Raw genomic sequence first — 18361 nt, 5'->3', positions numbered from 1 at the left:
ATAACTACCGCCGTCATACGTACCATGACCCCGGACCCGAGGTCCACCCCACGGCCCCCACCCACGGAGACCCCCGTGCCCACCCCCGCACACCCCGCCCGCACCACACCCACCAGCCGCGACGTCGCCCGGGCCGCCGGCGTCTCCCAGGCCACCGTCTCCCTCGTCCTCGGCGACAAGTGGCGCGGACGCGTCTCCGAACGCACCGCCGCCCTCGTCCGCACCACCGCCACCGACCTCGGCTACCGCCCCAACCAGGCCGCCCGCAGCCTCCGCCTCGGCAACACCCGCACCGCGCTCCTCGTCGTCCCCGCCCTCACCAACGAATTCTTCGCCCGCGTCTACGCCGGAGCCGCCGCCACCGCCGCCACCCACGGCTTCGGCGTCGTCCTCTACCCCTCCCCCGACGGCACCGGCCCCGCCCGCGACCCCTTCGCCTCCGCCCGCACCGCCCTCGACGGCGTCATCGCCTCCTCCATGGCCACCGGCGCCCTCGGCGCACTCCGCAGCGCCGACCTCCCCCTCGTCATGCTCGACAGCGACCCCGCAAGCGACGCAGCCGCCCACGTCAACCTCGCCATCGCCGACGGCATGCACCAGGTCGCCCGCCACCTCCTGGACCTCGGCCACCGACGCTTCCTCCACCTCGCCTCCGCCGTCGACACCTGGACCTTCGACGTCCGCGCCCACACCCTCACCGACACCCTCGCCCCGCTCCCGGACGTCACCCTGCACACCGCACGCTCCGCCCACGACGTCCAACGCGCCCGCGAAACCACCACCCGCGCCCTCACCGCAGGCCGCACCCGCCCCACGGCCCTGATCTGCGACGACGACATCCTCGCCGCCGGTGCCTGCAAAGCCCTGCGCCGCCTGGGCCTGCGCGTCCCCGAGGACGTCTCCGTCACCGGCTTCGACGACCTCGCCCTCGCCACCGCCGTCGAACCCGAACTCACCACCGTCCGCCTCCCCGCCGAACAGGTCGGCGAACGCGGCATGGCAGCCCTCCTCGCCGTCCTGGACAACCGCACCCCCACCGGCGACGACCTCCCCGTCGAACTCGTCGTACGCGGCTCCACCGCCCCACCCGCGCCCTGACCCGTGTGGCCCCGGACCGCTCCAGCCGCGCCCTGACACCGTGTGGCCCCGGACCGCCCCACCCGCGTCCTGACACACGTGTGGCCCCGGACCGCTCCACGCGGTCCGGGGCCACACACCACACCTTCGAGGACTACTCCTCCTCGGCGTCCGACGGCACGTCCGTCGGCGCCGACGCATCACCGTCGGCCTCCAGCAACCGCGCCAGCTGACGCCCCACGATCCGCTTGAACTTCCGCTGCTGCGGCCGCGTACGGTCCAGCACTGCCACCTCCAGCCGCTCCGCCGGAATCTCCCGCTCCGTACCGTTGGTGTCCCGCGACAACGCCTGCACGGCCAGCTTCAGCGCCTCTGCCAAGGACATGTCGTCCCGGTGCCGCTGATCCAGATAACCACTGATCTGCTCCGCGTTGCCGCCCACCGCGACCGAACCGTGCTCGTCCACGATCGACCCGTCGTGCGGCAACCGGTAGATCTGGTCGCCCTCACGCTCCGTACCGACCTCGGCAACCACCAGCTCCACCTCGTACGGCTTCTCCGCGTTGCTGGAGAAGATCGTGCCGAGCGTCTGCGCGTAGACGTTCGCCAGACCGCGCGCCGTCACGTCGTCACGGTCGTAGGTGTACCCACGAAGATCCGCGTACCGGACACCACCGATCCGCAGATTCTCGTACTCGTTGTACTTACCGGCGGCCGCGAAACCGATCCGGTCGTAGATCTCGCTGAACTTGTGCAGCGCACGGGACGGGTTCTCGCCGACGAAGACGATGCCGTCGGCGAACTGCAGCACAACCAGACTGCGTCCACGGGCGATGCCCTTCCGGGCGTATTCCGCCCGGTCGGCCATGGCCTGCTGGGGTGAGACATAGAACGGCGTCGACACCGGCTATCCGTCCCTTTCTGTCAGAGGCAAAAACATCGAAGAAGCCCAGGAGAATACGCGCGGAACTTCAGAGAAGCGCGGCACGCGGCCCGTCGGGCTGCTCCAGCCGCTTCGCCAGAATCGCCCGCGCCAGTTCGGCGGACTCGTCGTCCGAAAGCCGCCGGAAACCCTCCTCCGTGATGACCGTCACGATCGGATAGATCCGCCGCGCCACATCGGGCCCGCCGGTCGCCGAATCGTCGTCGGCCGCGTCGTAGAGCGCCTGGATGACCAGGGTGGTGGTCTCCTGCTCCGTCAGGTCGTTCCGGTAGAGCTTCTTCATCGAACCGCGGGCGAACACGGAACCCGACCCGGTGGCGGCGTAGCCGTGCTCCTCCGAGCGGCCGCCGGTGACGTCGTAGGAGAAGATGCGCCCCTTCTCACGGTCGACGTCGTAACCGGCGAACAGCGGCACCACCGCGAGGCCCTGCATGGCCATTCCGAGATTCGACCGGATCATGGTCGAGAGGCGGTTCGCCTTGCCTTCGAGCGAGAGCTGGGCGCCTTCCACCTTCTCGAAGTGCTCAAGCTCCAGTTGGAAGAGCTTCACCATCTCGACGGCGAGCCCGGCCGTGCCCGCGATCCCGACCGCCGAGTACTCGTCCGCCGGGAAGACCTTCTCGATGTCGCGCTGGGCGATCATGTTCCCCATGGTCGCGCGGCGGTCGCCGGCGAGAACGACGCCGCCGGGGAAGGCGGCGGCCACGATGGTCGTTCCGTGCGGCGCTTCGATGACGCCCTGCACGGGCGGCAGCACCCGCTTGCCGGGGAGCATCTCCGGCGAGTGCTCCCCGAGGAAGTCCATGAACGAGGACGACCCGGGCGTCAGGAAGGCAGCTGGTAGACGCCCGGTGCTACGAGTGTTGGCTTCCACGCGTTTCCCTCCAGGTATGCGATGGCCCGACGCAGACTGCCGGGATCGTCTCCCAACTGTCCGATGGCCGCGTTGCAGTTGAAGCACAGTACGCCCCGGACCCTACCCGTCTCGTGGCAGTGATCCACATGCACGGCGGGGACCTTCAGGCAGATCGTGCAGACCCCTGCTTGCGAGGCGATCATTTCGTCGCGTTGGGCGAGGGTGATGCCGTACGAACGCTTGAAATGACTCGCCCGGCTCTTTTCTGCCTTACAAGGCTTGCACAGGGTGTCCAGGCCATCGGGAGCGGTTCGATTCCGACACCATTCACTGTGCGGCTTGATTTGCTCGCAGGTTCGGCAGAACTTGTACCCTTCAGGCACTTCTACCTTTTGCCGGACGGTCTTTCCGCGCGCAATCTGGCGTTCCTGGTAATACTCCGCCCAGCAATTCCGGCAATAGGCTTGGAGCCCATCCCGGCATGCTTTATTACGCGCAAAAGCATCCCGGGAAAGAACCTGCTGACAACGCGAACATTTCTTCGCTTCAAGCGAATCGGACATAACGCCCTATTCTCCGCCTTTCTGAACAAATCCCCGCACGAACTCCTCTGCATTCTCCTCAAGTACGTCATCGATTTCGTCGAGAACCGAGTCCACGTCGTCCGAAAGCTTCTCCTGGCGTTCCTTGAGGTCTTCCGAGCCCTGCGCCTCCGCAGTCTGCTCTTCGGTCTCCTCGGTGGAACGCGTCGCCTTCTGCTGTCCGCCGCCGGTGTCCTTGCTCGCCATCTCTACCTCACCCCGCTCGGTTGGATGCTTTTGCAGCCGGTCGCTCACCGGACCGTTGATCAGACCCTATAACCAGGCTCCGACATTCGCTCCGTACTTCTGTGATTCCCACTTGCCGCGCATTTCAGCCGCGCTTCAGCCGCCGGACAGCACCCGGACCAGTTCGTCCGCCGTGCGGCACCGGTCCAGGAGCTCCTTGACGTGGTTCCTGGTGCCCCGCAGCGGCTCCAGCGTCGGCACCCGCTGGAGCGAGTCCCGGCCCGGCAGGTCGAAGATCACGGAGTCCCAGGAGGCCGCCGCGACGTCGTCCGCGTACTGCTCCAGGCAGCGGCCGCGGAAGTACGCCCTGGTGTCCTCCGGGGGCTTGTTCTCGGCCCGCTGGACGGCGCTCTCGTCCAGCAGGCGCTTCATCCTGCCGCGGGCCGCCAGCCGGTTGTAGAGCCCCTTGTCGGGTCGTACGTCCGCGTACTGGAGGTCGACCAGGTGGAGCCTGGGTGCGTCCCATTCGAGGTTGTCGCGGCGGCGGTAGCCCTCCAGGAGCTCCCGCTTGGCGATCCAGTCCAGTTCCCCGGACAGGCTCATCGGGTCGTTCTCCAGCCGGTTGAGCACGTCCTCCCAGCGGGTGAGGACGTCCTTGGTCTGGTCGTCGGCGTCCGCCCCGTACCGGTCCTCGACGTACTTCCTGGCCAGCTCGAAGTATTCCAGCTGGAGCTGGACGGCGGTCAGTGAGCGTCCGCTGCGCAGGGTGATCAGGTGCTGGAGCGAGGGGTCGTGGGAGACCTGGTGCAGGGTCCGCACAGGCTGGTCCACGGCCAGGTCGACGTTGATGAAGCCGTCCTCGATCATCGACAGGACGAGCGCCGTCGTACCGAGCTTCAGGTAGGTCGAGATCTCGGAGAGGTTCGCGTCGCCGATGATGACGTGCAGCCGGCGGTACTTCTCGGCGTCGGAGTGGGGTTCGTCGCGGGTGTTGATGATGGGGCGTTTGAGGGTGGTCTCCAGGCCGACCTCCACTTCGAAGTAGTCGGCGCGCTGGCTGATCTGGAAGCCGTGTTCGTTGCCGTCCTGGCCGATGCCGACCCGTCCTGCGCCTGTGATGACCTGGCGGGAGACGAAGAACGGCGTGAGGTGGCGCACGATGTCGGAGAAGGGGGTCTCCCGCTTCATCAGGTAGTTCTCGTGCGTGCCGTAGGAGGCGCCCTTGTTGTCGGTGTTGTTCTTGTAGAGCAGGATCGGCTGGGCGCCGGGGAGCTGTGCGGCGCGTTCGGCGGCTTCGGCCATGATGCGCTCGCCGGCCTTGTCCCAGAGGACGGCGTCCATGGGGTTGGTGATTTCGGGGGAGCTGTACTCGGGGTGTGCGTGGTCGACGTAGAGCCTGGCGCCGTTGGTCAGGATGACGTTGGCCAGGCCGATGTCCTCGTCGGTGAGCTGGCTGGAGTCGGCTGCTTCGCGGGCGAGGTCGAAGCCTCGGGCGTCTCGCAGCGGGTTCTCTTCCTCGAAGTCCCAGCGGGCGCGGCGCGCCCGGTGCATCGCCGCCGCGTAGGCGTTGACGATCTGGGACGAGGTGAGCATGGCATTGGCGTTGGGGTGGCCGGGGACGGAGATTCCGTATTCCGTCTCGATGCCCATTACTCGCCGTACGGTCATGCGGCCCTCCTTGCCCGGCGTCGCCCCCGTCCTGGGGCGGCGCTCAAGTACCGCTGGTTCTCGGGTGCGTGTGCGGTGCCCGTCCCCGCACTGTGCGGCCCGGCGGTGGCGGTACGGAAGAGCCTAGAACGCCTTTGCGCTGGTGGGGAGATCAAATCCGTCATTGCCCTGTTGTGTGCGGAAGTCCCGCTCGGATGGCCGGGGTTGCGGGGGAAAGCAACCGGCTGCGGATACCCGGGGGGTATCCGCAGCCGGGCTGTGCTTCAGAGGTACTGGCCCGTATTGGCCACCGTGTCGATGGAGCGCCCGGTGTCCGCGCCCTGTTTTCCGGTGACGAGCGTGCGGATGAAGACGATCCGTTCGCCCTTCTTGCCGGAGATGCGGGCCCAGTCGTCGGGGTTGGTGGTGTTGGGGAGGTCCTCGTTCTCCTTGAACTCGTCCACGCAGGCCTGGATGAGGTGTGCGATCCTCAGGCCCTTCTGGTTCTGGTCGAGGAAGGCCTTGATGGCCATCTTCTTGGCCCGGTCGACGATGTTCTGGATCATCGCGCCGGAGTTGAAGTCCTTGAAGTACAGGACTTCCTTGTCGCCGTTGGCGTACGTGACCTCCAGGAAGCGGTTCTCCTCGGATTCCGCGTACATCTGCTCGACGACGGTCTGGATCATGCCGTGTACTGCGGCGTCCTTGGAGCCGGTGTGCTCGGCGAGGTCGTCGGAGTGCAGCGGCAGGGTCGCCTTGAGGTACTTGGCAAAGATGTCCTTCGCGGCTTCGGCGTCCGGGCGCTCGATCTTGATCTTGACGTCGAGTCGTCCGGGCCGCAGGATCGCGGGGTCGATCATGTCCTCGCGGTTGGAGGCGCCGATGACGATGACGTTCTCCAGGCCTTCCACGCCGTCGATCTCGGCGAGCAGCTGGGGGACGATGGTGTTCTCCACGTCCGAGCTGACGCCTGATCCGCGGGTGCGGAAGAGGGATTCCATCTCGTCGAAGAAGACGATGACGGGGGTGCCTTCGCTCGCCTTCTCCCGTGCGCGCTGGAAGACCAGGCGGATGTGGCGCTCGGTCTCGCCGACGTACTTGTTGAGGAGTTCGGGGCCCTTGATGTTGAGGAAGTAGGACTTGCCCTGGGGTCGGCCGGTGACTTCGGCGACCTTCTTGGCGAGGGAGTTGGCGACGGCTTTGGCGATGAGCGTCTTGCCGCAGCCGGGCGGTCCGTAGAGCAGGATGCCCTTCGGGGGTCGCAGTTCGTGCTCTTTGAAGAGGTCGGGGTAGAGGTAGGGGAGTTCGACCGCGTCGCGGATCAGTTCGATCTGGTTGCCCAGGCCGCCGATCTTCTCGTAGTCGACGTCCGGGACCTCTTCGAGGACCAGGTCCTCGACCTCGCTCTTCGGGATGATCTCGTAGACGTAGCCGGACCTGGGCTCCAGCAGCAGGGCGTCGCCGGGGCGGATGGTGATGTCCAGCAGCGGCTCGGCGAGCCTCACCACCCGCTCTTCGTCGGTGTGCCCGACCACCAGGGCGCGCTCGCCGTCCTCAAGGATCTCCTTGAGGGTGACGATGTCCCCTGCGCGCTCGAATTCCATGGCCTCGACCACGTTGAGCGCTTCGTTCAGCATGACTTCCTGGCCGCGCCGGAGCTCTTCGAGCTCGACGCTCGGGCTGACGTTCACCCGGAGTTTGCGTCCTCCGGTGAAGATGTCGGCCGTGCCGTCCTCGTTGGCCTCCAGGAACACACCGAAGCCGGCCGGCGGCTGTGCGAGCCGGTCCACTTCTTCCTTGAGGGCCACGATCTGGTCGCGGGCCTCGCGGAGTGTGTTGGCGAGCCGCTCGTTCTGTGCGGACACGCCTGCCAGGTTGGTCTGCAGCTCGACGATCCGCTCTTCGAGAATCCTCGTATGACGCGGAGAGTCGGCGAGCTTGCGTCGCAGGACGGCGATTTCCTGCTCTAGATAGGCAACCTGTCCGGCGGGGTCCTCGGACCCTCGCGCGGGCCGGATGCCGCGGTTGATGTCGTCGTCGTGGGCTGCCACGGTCCTCACCTCCTCCAAGGGGAGCTGGACGCTTCCTGACCCTACCTGGGTGGGTGCTGGTTGAAACCCCTAGATCACAAACAGGATCGAGGAGTGTCTGATCTTCACCCTTGCGTACTCCCTCATGGAGGGGGGATACCCACCCAGCAACATCGGAAAGCGGGCGGTTGTATCGTCGAAGTGTTCAACACCCGTCAGGGCTGGCTTCAATTGGTGCATACCGCGCAGGGAACGGCAGGAGATATGACCGTGGAGGAGAAGGCTCCCACCGCAGAGGGCGCCCAGGCAGGCGACCCCCTTGAGGTGTGGATCGACCAGGACCTCTGCACCGGTGACGGCATCTGTGCGCAGTACGCGCCGGAGGTCTTCGAGCTCGACATCGACGGGCTGGCGTACGTCAAGAGCGGTGACGACGAGTTGCTGCAGACGCCTGGGGCGACGACGCCGGTGCCGCTGACGCTGCTGAACGACGTCGTGGACTCGGCGAAGGAGTGCCCGGGCGACTGCATTCATGTACGTCGCGTTTCGGACAGCGTCGAGGTGTACGGGCCGGACGCGGAGTAGCTGGGCCTTGTGTTTCAGACGCCGCGGGCGTCGGGGGTGGCGGAGCGGGTGAACTTCCCGTTCCGCCACTGCCATTTCACCTTCTGGGTCCGGTCGGGGCAGCAGCGGGCGACCGCGTCGGAGGAGTAGCCGAGGAGTGTGGCGGCGACCGCGCCTCCGGCGATGGCGATCTCGGTGACGTTCTCTCCGTCGCGCGGGTCGAGGAGGGTGGCGACGACGCGGTGGGGTGAGGTGAGCACGTAGATCCCGCTCGGCGGTGTGCCGATGCCGGCGTCGCAGCGGACGACGGCGACGGTTTCGGGGTGGCCGTCGCCGTCGAGGTCGCCGGTGGCGCGGTTCACGACGCGGGGTGCGCCGCCCCGGCACTCCAGGGGGTACGTGGCCGCCTTCGGGTCCGGGGCGGGGCGTGCCTCGGCCGCAGTGGGGGTTTCCTGGGTGGCGGTGGCGGTGGCGGGCTGGAGGAGGGCGGCGCCCGCTATGACGGCTGCGGTGGCTGCGGCGGTGATCAGCCAGTGCACCGCGCGGGGCCGGGCGTGTGCGGGGGCCGTGGGCGCGGGGGTGTGCACGCGGGGTGTCTCCTGTGGGGCTGTGGCGCCAGGGGCGTCGGCGACGGGAGGGTGGCCAGCATCGTGCCACACGGTGCGGCGGAGCGGAACGCCGGGGCGGAAGTGCGCGTGACGTCGCGGAGGGCCGTGGCGGGGCCCTGCGGGGGCTTCACTCGCGTGTAGGTGCGACCGGACCGCAGTCGCGCGTACGCAGGACCGGACCGCGGTCGCGCGTAGGCAGGACCGGATCCCGGCCCTCACTGACGCGGTGGGCCGGTCGCTCCACGCGCGCGTGCCCGGGCCGGTCGCTCCACGCGCGCGTGCCCGGACCGGTCGCTCCACGGGTGCCGTAGCTTCCACGCGCGCGTGCCTGGGCCGGTCGCTCCGCGTGTGCCGTAGCTTCCACGCGCGCGTACGTGGGCCGGTCGCTCCGCGTGTGCCGTGGCGGAGCTGCTCGGCGTGGTGGTGCCCACGGGGTGGGATGGGATGGTGCCCACGGGTGGGCTGGGAAGCCCACGGGTGGGCAAGCAAAAGGCGCCGCCGTCCAGTTCTCGTGTCGGTCCGGGAACTGGACGGCGGCGCCGGTCTGTTGGGGGCGGTGGGCCGGGCGGTCAGACCTGGCCGCTGCCGCGCTCCTTGTTGGGGCCCTCGTAGTCCTCGCCGTAGGCGCCCTTGGAGGGGCGGCGGCGGCGCATGGGGGGCTCGACGCCGTCGGCGAGGCGGCGGGCGGTGACGAGGAAGCCCGTGTGGCCGATCATGCGGTGGTCCGGGCGGACGGCGAGGCCCTCGACGTGCCAGTTGCGGACCATGGATTCCCACGGCTGGGGCTCGGCGAAGCAGCCGATCTCGCGGATGGACTCGACGGTCCTGGCGAGCTGGGTGGTGGTGGCGACGTAGGCGCACATGATGCCGCCGGGGACGAGCGCCTTGGAGACGGCTTCGAGGGTTTCCCAGGGGGCGAGCATGTCGAGGACGACGCGGTCGACCTCGGTGTCGGACAGGTTGTCCTGGAGGTCGCCGACGGTGAGGGTCCACGCGGGGTGGGGGCCGCCGAAGTACCGCTCCACGTTGCCCTGGGCGATGTCCGCGAAGTCCTGGCGGCGCTCGTAGGAGTGCAGCATCCCGTGGTCGCCGATGGCGCGCAGCAGGAAGGCGCTCAGTGCGCCGGAGCCCACTCCGGCTTCGACGACGCGGGCGCCGGCGAAGATGTCGGCGAAGGCCAGGATCTGCCCCGCGTCCTTGGGGTAGACCACGGCTGCGCCGCGGGGCATGGACAGGACGTAGTCGGGGAGCAGGGGGCGGAGCGCCAGGTAGGCGACGTTCCCCGTGGTACGGACAACACTGCCCTCGGACGCCCCGATCAGCTCGTCGTGCGAGAAGGCACCCTTGTGGGTGTGGAACTGCTTCCCGGCTTCGAGCGTGAACGTGTAGTGGCGGCCCTTGGGGTCAGTCAGCTGGACCTGGTCCCCGACCTTGAAGGGCCCGCGTCGGCGGGCGGCACCGGTCGGTTCGGACATGTGACCAGCCTACCGGCTGTTTGGGTGCCCTCGCGCCGGGCCCGTTCCGGCCGGGGTCTCACTGGGGGCGGGCCATGGCGTTGACGAAGGCACGCTCGACGTCGGCGGTGGACAGGACGCCGTAGATCTCGCCGGTGTCCTCGACGACGAGGTACTCGGTGGCGGGGGCCGTCTGGAGCCGGTCGAGGAGGTCCTGGCCGTCGAGTCCGGCGGGGATGCGCATGTCCTCGGTGAGGTCCTGGGCGAGGCCGCTGACGGCGACCCAGGGGCGGCGGTGTTCGGGGACGCCGACGATGGCGGCTTCCCGAACGAGGGCGGTGGGGCGGCCCTGTGCGTCGACGACGACGAGTGCGCGGGCGCCCGCTTCGTTGGCGCGGCGGAGCGCTTCGGAGAGGGGGGTGGCGGGTTCGACGGGGACGGCGCGCCGGGTGAGGGTGCGGGCGCGCAGGGCGGGGAGGTGCTCGCGCAGGCGGGCCATACGGAGGCTGTTGCCGGCGCCGGTCCAGATGATGGCGGCGAGGATCGCGGCGAGGAGTGCGTCGAGGACGGTGTCCATGCCGGTGATGTCCTCGGTGTCGTTGCCGAGGGCGCCGGTGTGGGTGAGGAGGGGGAGGCCGATGAGGACGGCGACGGCGAGGGCGCGGCCGACCCAGGCGGCGGCGACGGTACCGGTCATGGGGTTGCCGGTGATCTTCCAGACGACGGCACGGAGCATCCGGCCGCCGTCGAGGGGCAGGCCGGGGAGCAGGTTGAAGGCCGCCACGATGAGGTTGGAGATCATCAGGCCGGCGAGCAGGACGCCGGGGACGGTGCTCGCTTCGACGAGGTCCATGGCGAGGTAGAAGAGGCCGCCGAGGACGAGGGAGAGGAGGGGGCCGACGAAGGCGAGGACGAATTCCCGGCCGGGGGTCTCGGTCTCCTTCTCGATCTCGGAGACGCCGCCGAAGAACTGGAGCTGGATGCGGCGGACGGGGAGTTTGAAGCGGAGGGCGGCGACGGTGTGGGCGAGCTCGTGGACGAGCACGGACGCGTAGAAGGCGACGGCGAAGAAGAGGGAGACGAGGTAGCGGGCGGCGCCGAGTTCGGGCAGGACGATGTCGATCTGTCCGCCGAAGACCCAGGTGATCAGGGCGGCGACGAGGAACCAGCTGGGGGCGACGTAGACGGGCACGCCGAAGGGCCGTCCCATGAGGATGCCTCCTCCGGGTTCGCCGGGGGGTTTGGGGGTCTTGCCCGGCGCGCTGCCGGTGTTGCTGCTGCTCGTGCTCCGCCCGGTGCTCCCGGTACTGCCTGTGCTCCCGGTGCTCCGGGTGCTCCCTGTGCTCCCTGTGCTCCCTGTGCTCCCTGTGCTCCCGCTGATGGTGCTCCCGGTGGCGGAGGGGTGGGCGTGGTCGGTGCCGGTGCCGGTGCCGGTGCCGGTGCCGGTGCCGGTGGGACTGTTCGGGTTCGGGCCGTGGTCGGCGGCGGCGGGGGCGCTGCCGTCGGGGCGGCTCGGGGGCGGTCCGGGCTCGGAGACGGCGCCCGGAGCGGTATCGCCGGACGCGGGACCGGTGTCGCTGTCGGGTGCGGGGGTGCGGGGCGCCGGGTCGGTGTCCGTGCTGGCGTCCTGGGGCCTGCCCGCGCCGGGGGCGTCCGGGGCGGGGGCCGTCGCGGGGGCGTCCGGGGCCGTGGGCGTGGCCGAGGGGCCGCCCTCGGTGGAGGTGGCGGGGTCGGTGGTGTCCGTGGGGCCGGCGGAGGTGGTGGTGTCTGCCGTGCCGGGCCTGGGGCGTCGGCCGTCGCCGGCCTCGCCGCTCTCGTCGCGCTCGTCCACGGGGTCCCTTCGTCTGCGTACGCTCTCTGCCGCCCTGTTGCCGATGTGCGGGGCAATGCCCTGATCATGCAGTGCGGGAGGGTCTGTCGTCGATGGTAGGGGGGCGTTGTCGGTGGCGGGCCGTAGGGTCGGAGTCATGAATACGAGTTCCGGTCCGGCGGCTGCGGCGAGGCGGCCCACTTCGCTGTCACCCTCCAGGGCGAGCGATTTCATGCAGTGCCCGCTGCTGTACCGGTTCAGGGTGATCGACAAGCTTCCGGAGAAGCCGAGTGAGGCTGCTACCCGGGGGACGCTGGTGCATGCCGTGCTGGAGCGGCTGTTCGACGATCCGGCGGTGGAGCGTACGGCTCCGAAGGCGCGGGCGATGGTGCCGGGGCAGTGGGACCGGTTGCTGGAGTCGAAGCCGGAGCTGTCGGAGTTGTTCGCGGACGACGCGCAGGGCGAGCGGCTGACGCGGTGGCTGGGGCAGGCGGAGGACCTGGTCGAGAAGTGGTTCACGCTGGAGGATCCGACCCGGTTGGAGCCCGCCGAGCGGGAGCTGTTCGTGGAGACGGAGCTGGAGTCGGGGCTGCGGCTGCGCGGCGTGATCGACCGGGTGGACGTGGCGCCGACGGGCGAGGTGCGGATCGTCGACTACAAGACGGGGAAGGCGCCGCGTCCGGAGTACGCGGAGGGCGCGCTGTTCCAGATGAAGTTCTACGCGCTGGTGATCTGGCGGTGGAAGCGGATCGTGCCGCGCAGGCTCCAGCTGGTGTATCTGGGCAGTGGCGACGTGATGACGTACGACCCGAACGAGGCGGACCTGGAGCGGATGGAGCGAAAGCTGCACGCGCTGTGGGAGTCGATCAAGGAGGCGACGGCGACGGGCGAGTGGCGTCCGCGTCCGACGAAGCTGTGCGGGTGGTGCGACCACCGGGCGGTGTGTCCCGAGTTCGGCGGGACGCCACCGGTCTACCCGCTGGAGATCCGCGGGCAGGAGGCGGCAGAAGCACCCGCCGGGGGCCCTGAGGTCACCCCCGGAACAGCACAGCCGGAGGAGAACCGGGAGCAGCACCCCCCAGAAGCACCCGCCGGGGGTCCGGAGGTCGCCCCCGGAACAGCGCAGGCACAGGCGGTCCGGGGGCCGGAAGCGGCGGGGACACCGGGCGGGGGCCCGGAGGCTGTCCGCGTGGCGGCACAGCCCCGGGAGGTCCGGCCGCGGGAGACCGCGGAATAGTTTGCGGGGGCGCTGCGGCAGGAGGTTCGGGGTTGTCCCCCGGGCGGGTGCGGCGCTCGGGCGGCAGGGCAGAATGGGGCCGTCTAGAGAAGGAGTACACGTGGCTATCCGCGTCCTGTTGGTTGACGACCAGCCGCTGCTGCGCACCGGGTTCCGGATGATTCTGGAGGCCGAGCAGGACCTCGCGGTCGTCGGTGAGGCCGGTGACGGTCTGCAGGCGCTCGATCAGGTGCGGGCGTTGCAGCCCGATGTGGTGTTGATGGACATCCGGATGCCGCGGATGGACGGTGTCGAGGCGACGCGGCAGATCACGGGTCCGGGACGGGACGGCCCGGCGAAGGTTCTGGTGCTGACGACGTTCGACCTGGACGAGTACGTGGTGGAGGCGCTGCGTGCGGGGGCCAGTGGGTTCCTGCTGAAGGACGCTCCCGCACACGAGCTGGTGCAGGCGATCCGGGTGGTGGCGGCGGGTGAGGCGATGCTCGCGCCGAGCATCACGCGCCGGTTGCTGGACAAGTACGCGGATCATCTGCCGTCCGGGGAGGACGAGGTGCCGAACACCTTGCACACGCTGACCGAGCGTGAGGTGGAGGTGCTGAAGCTGGTGGCGCGCGGCCTGTCGAACGCCGAGATCGCGGCGGACCTGTTCGTGAGCGAGACGACGGTCAAGACGCATGTCGGGCACGTGCTGACGAAGCTGGGGTTGCGGGACCGGGTGCAGGCGGCGGTGTACGCGTACGAGAGCGGTCTGGTGCGTCCGGGCGCTCAGTAGCGGTTCCGCTCGCTGCGTGCGGGAGGGGCCCTACCGGATCGTGTCCGGTGGGGCCCCTCCGTCGTACGGTGTGCGGGTCGTCGTACGGGGGCGCCGTTCGACGGTGTGGTGCGGCCGGCCGCTCAGTTCTTGCTGATCTCCCAGAAGCGGAAGACCGTGGAGGAGTCGAGGGTCCATTCGAGTCCGGTGATGCCGTCCCGGGCGACGGCGTACTGCTTGCCCTGCCACAGCGGGATGATCGGGACGTCCTCGGCGACCACGTTCTGGAGGCGGTCGAAGTCGTCCGCGGTGGCGCCGCGGCCGGCGGCTGCCGCGGTGGCGGGGAGGATCTTGCCGGTGATCTCGGCGTTCTCGTAGTTGTTGGAGAGGACGTTGCCCTTGCCGAAGAACGGCTGGGTGAAGTTCTCGGGGTCGGGGTAGTCCGGGATCCAGCCCTTGACGTAGACGCCGTACTTTCCGGCCGCGATGTCCTTCTCGTACTGCTCCTGCTGGACGGACTTGACGTCGGCGGTGAAGAGGCCGCTGCTGTTGAGCTGGGCGGCGAGGGCCTTGAACTCGTCCACGGTGGCGGGTCCGTAGCGGGTGGGGGTGGCCCAGAGGGTGAGCTTGACCTTGTCCTTGATGCCTGCCGCGCGCAGGACCTTCTTGGCCTTGTCGGGCTGGGGGGAGCCGCCGTACCGGTTGAAGAAGGCGGTGTTGTGGCCGGTGATGCCCGCGGGAATGATCGAGTAGAGGGGGGTCGCGGTGGAGCGGTAGACGTCGTGGACGAGTGCGTCGCGGTCGACGAGGTGGGCGACGGCGCGGCGGACGGCGACGTTTCCGGCGACCGGGTCCTTCATGTTGAAGACCAGGTGGTGGACCTCGGCGCTGCTGCCTTCGATGGGCTGGACGGGGTGCTTGCCGTCGAGTGCGGCGGCCTCGGTCTCGGCGAGTTCCTTGGCGTCGAGTCCTCGGTAGGCGAGGTCGATGCTGCCCTTCTTGAGTGCGTCCCCCAGCGCCTTCTGGTCGCCGTGGAAGAGCTTGAGGGTCATGCCGGTGTTCTGGACCTCGGCGGTGCCGCGGTAGTTGGCGTTGACGGCGAAGACGGCCTGGTCCTTTTCGTAGGAGTCCAGGCGGTACGGTCCCGAGCCGATGGCCTTGTTGCCGGTGCGCAGCTTGTCGGCGGGATATTCGCGGTGGTCGACGATGGAACCGGCGCCGGAGGCGATCTTGCTGGGGAAGGTGGCGTCGGGGACCGTGAGGTGGAAGACGACCTGCTTGTCGTCGGGGGTCTCGATGCTCTTGATGGTGGAGAGCATGACGGCCGGCCCGGCGGGGTCGTTGATCTTCAGGATGCGCTCGAAGGAGTGCTTGACGTCCTTGGAGGTGAGCTCGTTGCCGTTGCTGAAGGTGAGGCCGTCGCGCAGGGTGCAGCGGTAGACGGTGCTGCCCTTGTCGAGGGCGCAGCTGCGGGCCGCTTCCGGTTCGGGTTCCGAGCTGCCCTTGGGGAAGGCCATCAGGGACTGGAAGACGTTGTTGAACAGGAGCCAGGAGCCGGGGTCGTATCCGGAGGCGGGGTCGATGGCCTTGATCTCGTCGGACATGCCCATGACGATGCCCTTGCCGGTTCCGGCGTTCTGGCCGGCGTCGGAGCCGTCGGAGGTGCCGCATCCGACGAGGAGGCCTGCCGAGAGTCCTGCCGCGAGGGGGGCGGTCAGCCATGGCTTTCGTATCTGCACCGCGCGATTCACACTTTCCGGGTCTGTACGTCGTACGAGGGGTGGCGTACGAGGTGGGGGTGTAGGGGTGAGGGGCGTGCGTGGGTCAGGCGACGCCGCGGCCGAGTTCCCACAGCTGGAGGTCGGCGGCGAAGTTGACCGCCCACTCGGTGCCGGTGATGTCGGTGCGGGAGACGAGGTACTGCTTGCCCTGCCACAGCGGGAGGATCGGTACGTCGTCGGCGACGATGTCCTGGATCCGTTCGAAGGCGGGAACGGCCGAGCCCCGTTCGGCTTCGCGGCGGGACTGCGGGATGAGGGTGTCGCGGATCTCGGCGTTGGCGTAGGGGCTGTTGAGGAAGTTGTCCTTGTCCAGGAACGGGGCGACGTAGTTGTCGCCGTCCGTGAAGTCGGGGAACCAGCCCATGCCGTAGACGGCGTACTTGCCGGCCTTCTGCTGGGGGGAGAACTCGCTCCACGCGGTGCCCTTGAGGGTGACGTCGAAGAGCTTGGAGGCGTTCAGCTGCTGCTGGAGCACCTCGAACTCCTTCTTCGTGACGGAGCCGTAGTGGTCGGTCGTGTAGTTGAGGGTGACCTTGAGGGGCGTGCGGACGCCCGCGCCGCGCAGCAGGTCGGCGGCCTTCTTCAGGTCCGCGGCGGGGTACTTGTTGAAGAAGGAGTTCTTGTGGCCGGTGATGGTCGTGGGGACCACTGAGTAGAGCGGCTCGGCGGTGGCGCCGTACACCTCGCTGGTGAGCTTGGTGCGGTCGATGACGGACGCCATGGCCTGGCGTACCGCCTTCTTCTTCATCACCGGGTCGGCGGTGTTGAAGCCGAGGTAGCGGATCTCCAGGCCGGGCAGTTCGGTGAGCTTGAGGGACTGGTCGTTGCTCGCGGACATGCTGTTGACCTGCTGGGGCGTCAGGGTGCGCGAGACGGTGTCGATCTCGCCGTCGCGCAGGGCCTTCTCCATGGCGGCGGAGTCGTCGAAGGACCGGATCTCGACCTTGTCGTTCTGGAACGTGACGTCGCCCTTGTAGTGCGGGTTCTTCGTGAAGACCGTCTTGGTGACGGTCTGGCCCTTGGTCTCGACTTCGACGGTGTACGGGCCGGAGCCGTCCACCCGGAAGCCGGCGCGCACCTTGTCGGGGGCGTAGGTGGCGTTGTCCACGAGGGAGGCGGCGGGGGTGGCCAGCTTGTACGGGAAGGTGGCGTCGGGGGTCTTGAGGTGGAAGACGACCTCGTTCTCGCCCTTGGTCTCGACGGTGTCGATGTTGGCGAGGAGGGTGACGGGGCCGTTCTCGTCCTGGATCTTCAGGACGCGGTCGATGGAGAACTTGACGTCGGTGGCGTCCAGCGGTTTGCCGTCGGAGAACTTCAGGCCGCTGCGCAGGGTGCAGCGGTAGCTGGTGTTCTGGGTGTCGGTGAATCCGCACTTCTGGGCGGCTTCGGGGACGGGTTCGCCGCCGCCGCGCGGGACGCGCATCAGGGTCTGCAGGGACTGCCGCAGGACGTTCCAGGCACCGACGTCGTAGGCGTGTGCCGGGTCGAAGGGGGCCGGGGCCTCCTTGGTGGCGACGAAGTGGTCCGTGGTGCCGACGACAATGGACCCGCTGCCCTCGCCACTGTCGGACCCGCCGCCGCACGCGGCGAGTGCCGGGGCGAGCAGGCCGACGACTGCCGGCAGTACCCATGTCTTGCGGTTCATCCTGGACGTTCTCCCTCAACCGGCGGCTGCATTGCAGCGGTCTGCGAACACTTCGCCGTTGTCCGCCAGTTGGGGATGCAGTTCGGGCCGGTTACCGAGCCGCAGGGGTCCGGCGAAGTTCTCGCGTTGAGATTAGTGGGAATGTGCGGGCGTTCCGACCGCTGTCCCGTGTTCCCGGCGGCGCGTACTGGAGGGGAATTTTTCGTACAGGGATTCACGAATCAGGACACAAGGGTGGGCAAAACGGCCCGCCGACCGGGGTTCCCGTGCTGCTCTCCCCGTGTCGGCGGGCCGCCTCGTGACCAAGCTCACCCCTGAATACATTTACGGAGGAGTGAATTCCTAATAGCGGAAATTACGGAGCCCGCATGAACCGTTCCCCTGTGTTTCCGGTGCCGCGGAAAACCACACTGGGTGTCCGGTTCAGTGCATTCCCGTCATGAGTGTGCGGAGAAATGCGAGATCGACTTCTTCCAGCGAGGCGACGACCGTTCGTCCCGGCGCGGGCGCGATGGGCGCCACGGACGGTACGGCGACCACCCGGCAGCCCGCCGACTCCGCTGCCGCGACACCGGTCGCGGTGTCCTCGACGACCGCGCACCTGGCCGGGTCGGCGCCGACCCGGGCCGCCGCGTGGAGGTAGGGGTCGGGGTGGGGTTTCGTACGGGCCACCTCGTCGCCGGCGACGGTGAAGCGGAAGTCGTCGGGGCCGAAGGACTCAAGGACGCGGTCGATGATGCGCCGGTGCGAGGCGGAGACGAGAGCGGTGGGCACGTCGTGCGCCCGCAGTTCGGCCAGCAGCTTCGCGGCGCCCGGCATCAGGGGCACGCCGTTCTTGATGCGTGCCTCGAAACGGTCGTTGAGCAGTACGGTCAGCTCGGGCAGGGGGATGTCGGCGCCGGTGGAGTCGATGAGGAAGCCGGCGCTGCGGGTCATCGGGCCGCCGACGACCACGTCCCGCCAGGATGCGTCGAGCTGGTGCCCCAGGTCGGCGAAGACCTCCTTCTCGACGTCCCACCACAGGCCTTCGGTGTCGACGAGAGTGCCGTCCATGTCGAGGAAGACCGCCTGGAGCGTCGCGCCTTCGGCCGTGCGTGTACTGGGCGCGGGGACGGTACTGGTCATCCGGGCACACCTCCTGGGGGGACGAGAAGGCCGGTCGTCCTCCCCCGTGGGGAAGGACGACCGGCC

Annotated in this window: 16 protein-coding genes; 4 read left to right on the top strand and 12 right to left on the bottom strand. The window is 68.8% G+C overall.

Annotation, left to right across the window (positions count from 1 at the left end):
* Positions 1-75: 75 nt before the first annotated feature.
* Positions 76-1098, top strand: a complete 1023-nt coding sequence (locus tag ACQPZG_RS27770; protein ID WP_433548434.1) for a LacI family DNA-binding transcriptional regulator — start codon at positions 76-78, stop codon at positions 1096-1098.
* A 133-nt stretch (positions 1099-1231) separates the two neighbouring features.
* On the opposite strand, the gene prcA is transcribed toward ACQPZG_RS27770, so the two are convergent.
* The 6 genes from prcA to arc all read right to left on the bottom strand — a co-directional run bounded on the left by prcA (position 1232) and on the right by arc (position 7341).
* On the bottom strand, positions 1232-1981 hold the full coding sequence (gene prcA / locus ACQPZG_RS27765; RefSeq protein WP_433548433.1) for a proteasome subunit alpha: 750 nt from the start codon (positions 1979-1981) through the stop codon (positions 1232-1234).
* A gap of 67 nt (positions 1982-2048) precedes the next feature.
* Positions 2049-2894: a proteasome subunit beta gene (prcB, locus tag ACQPZG_RS27760; RefSeq protein WP_433548432.1), complete on the bottom strand. Its 846-nt coding sequence runs from the start codon at positions 2892-2894 to the stop codon at positions 2049-2051.
* Positions 2846-3439 carry an endonuclease VII domain-containing protein gene (locus tag ACQPZG_RS27755; RefSeq protein WP_433548431.1) on the bottom strand — a complete coding sequence of 198 codons (594 nt, stop codon included), beginning with the start codon at positions 3437-3439 and terminating at the stop codon, positions 2846-2848. Before ACQPZG_RS27755 ends, prcB begins: the two co-directional genes overlap by 49 nt.
* A 6-nt stretch (positions 3440-3445) precedes the next feature.
* Positions 3446-3664, bottom strand: a complete 219-nt coding sequence (locus ACQPZG_RS27750) for a ubiquitin-like protein Pup (RefSeq protein ID WP_185031130.1) — start codon at positions 3662-3664, stop codon at positions 3446-3448.
* 135 nt (positions 3665-3799) lie between these two features.
* Complete coding sequence (dop, locus tag ACQPZG_RS27745) at positions 3800-5311, bottom strand: depupylase/deamidase Dop (protein ID WP_433548430.1); 1512 nt, start codon at positions 5309-5311, stop codon at positions 3800-3802.
* 263 nt (positions 5312-5574) lie between these two features.
* Positions 5575-7341 (bottom strand): proteasome ATPase, encoded by a 1767-nt coding sequence (arc, locus tag ACQPZG_RS27740; protein WP_185030845.1) that lies wholly within the window; start codon positions 7339-7341, stop codon positions 5575-5577.
* A gap of 243 nt (positions 7342-7584) precedes the next feature.
* On the opposite strand from arc, the gene ACQPZG_RS27735 reads away from it, so the two are divergent.
* Positions 7585-7905, top strand: a complete 321-nt coding sequence (locus ACQPZG_RS27735; RefSeq protein WP_433549578.1) for a ferredoxin — start codon at positions 7585-7587, stop codon at positions 7903-7905.
* 14 nt (positions 7906-7919) lie between these two features.
* On the opposite strand, the gene ACQPZG_RS27730 is transcribed toward ACQPZG_RS27735, so the two are convergent.
* From ACQPZG_RS27730 to ACQPZG_RS27720, 3 genes are all read right to left on the bottom strand, one after another.
* On the bottom strand, positions 7920-8471 hold the full coding sequence (locus tag ACQPZG_RS27730; protein ID WP_433548429.1) for a hypothetical protein: 552 nt from the start codon (positions 8469-8471) through the stop codon (positions 7920-7922).
* Positions 8472-9061: 590 nt separating this feature from the next.
* Entirely contained in the window at positions 9062-9967 is a 906-nt protein-coding gene (locus ACQPZG_RS27725) for a tRNA (adenine-N1)-methyltransferase (protein ID WP_433548428.1), read from the bottom strand.
* A 58-nt stretch (positions 9968-10025) separates the two neighbouring features.
* Positions 10026-11777 (bottom strand): site-2 protease family protein, encoded by a 1752-nt coding sequence (locus ACQPZG_RS27720; protein ID WP_433548427.1) that lies wholly within the window; start codon positions 11775-11777, stop codon positions 10026-10028.
* A gap of 136 nt (positions 11778-11913) precedes the next feature.
* Here ACQPZG_RS27720 and ACQPZG_RS27715 point away from each other — a divergent pair, with 136 nt between their 5' ends.
* Positions 11914-12993, top strand: a complete 1080-nt coding sequence (locus ACQPZG_RS27715) for a PD-(D/E)XK nuclease family protein (protein ID WP_433548426.1) — start codon at positions 11914-11916, stop codon at positions 12991-12993.
* 100 nt (positions 12994-13093) lie between these two features.
* The gene (locus ACQPZG_RS27710; RefSeq protein WP_433548425.1) at positions 13094-13765 is read left to right on the top strand and encodes a response regulator; all 672 of its coding nucleotides are present in this window, start codon (positions 13094-13096) and stop codon (positions 13763-13765) included.
* Between the two features lie 122 nt (positions 13766-13887).
* Here ACQPZG_RS27710 and ACQPZG_RS27705 read toward each other — a convergent pair whose 3' ends face one another.
* From ACQPZG_RS27705 to ACQPZG_RS27695, 3 genes are all read right to left on the bottom strand, one after another.
* Entirely contained in the window at positions 13888-15483 is a 1596-nt protein-coding gene (locus ACQPZG_RS27705) for an ABC transporter substrate-binding protein (protein WP_433548424.1), read from the bottom strand.
* 85 nt (positions 15484-15568) lie between these two features.
* Positions 15569-17170, bottom strand: coding sequence for an ABC transporter substrate-binding protein (locus ACQPZG_RS27700; protein WP_433548423.1), 1602 nt, complete (start codon positions 17168-17170; stop codon positions 15569-15571).
* Between the two features lie 423 nt (positions 17171-17593).
* On the bottom strand, positions 17594-18295 hold the full coding sequence (locus ACQPZG_RS27695) for an HAD family hydrolase (RefSeq protein ID WP_433548422.1): 702 nt from the start codon (positions 18293-18295) through the stop codon (positions 17594-17596).
* Positions 18296-18361 lie beyond the last annotated feature (66 nt).

The organism is Streptomyces sp. CA-294286 (genome assembly GCF_050947155.1).
Classification (GTDB): Bacteria; Actinomycetota; Actinomycetes; order Streptomycetales; family Streptomycetaceae; genus Streptomyces.
This window is presented reverse-complemented; position numbering and strand designations above follow the sequence as displayed.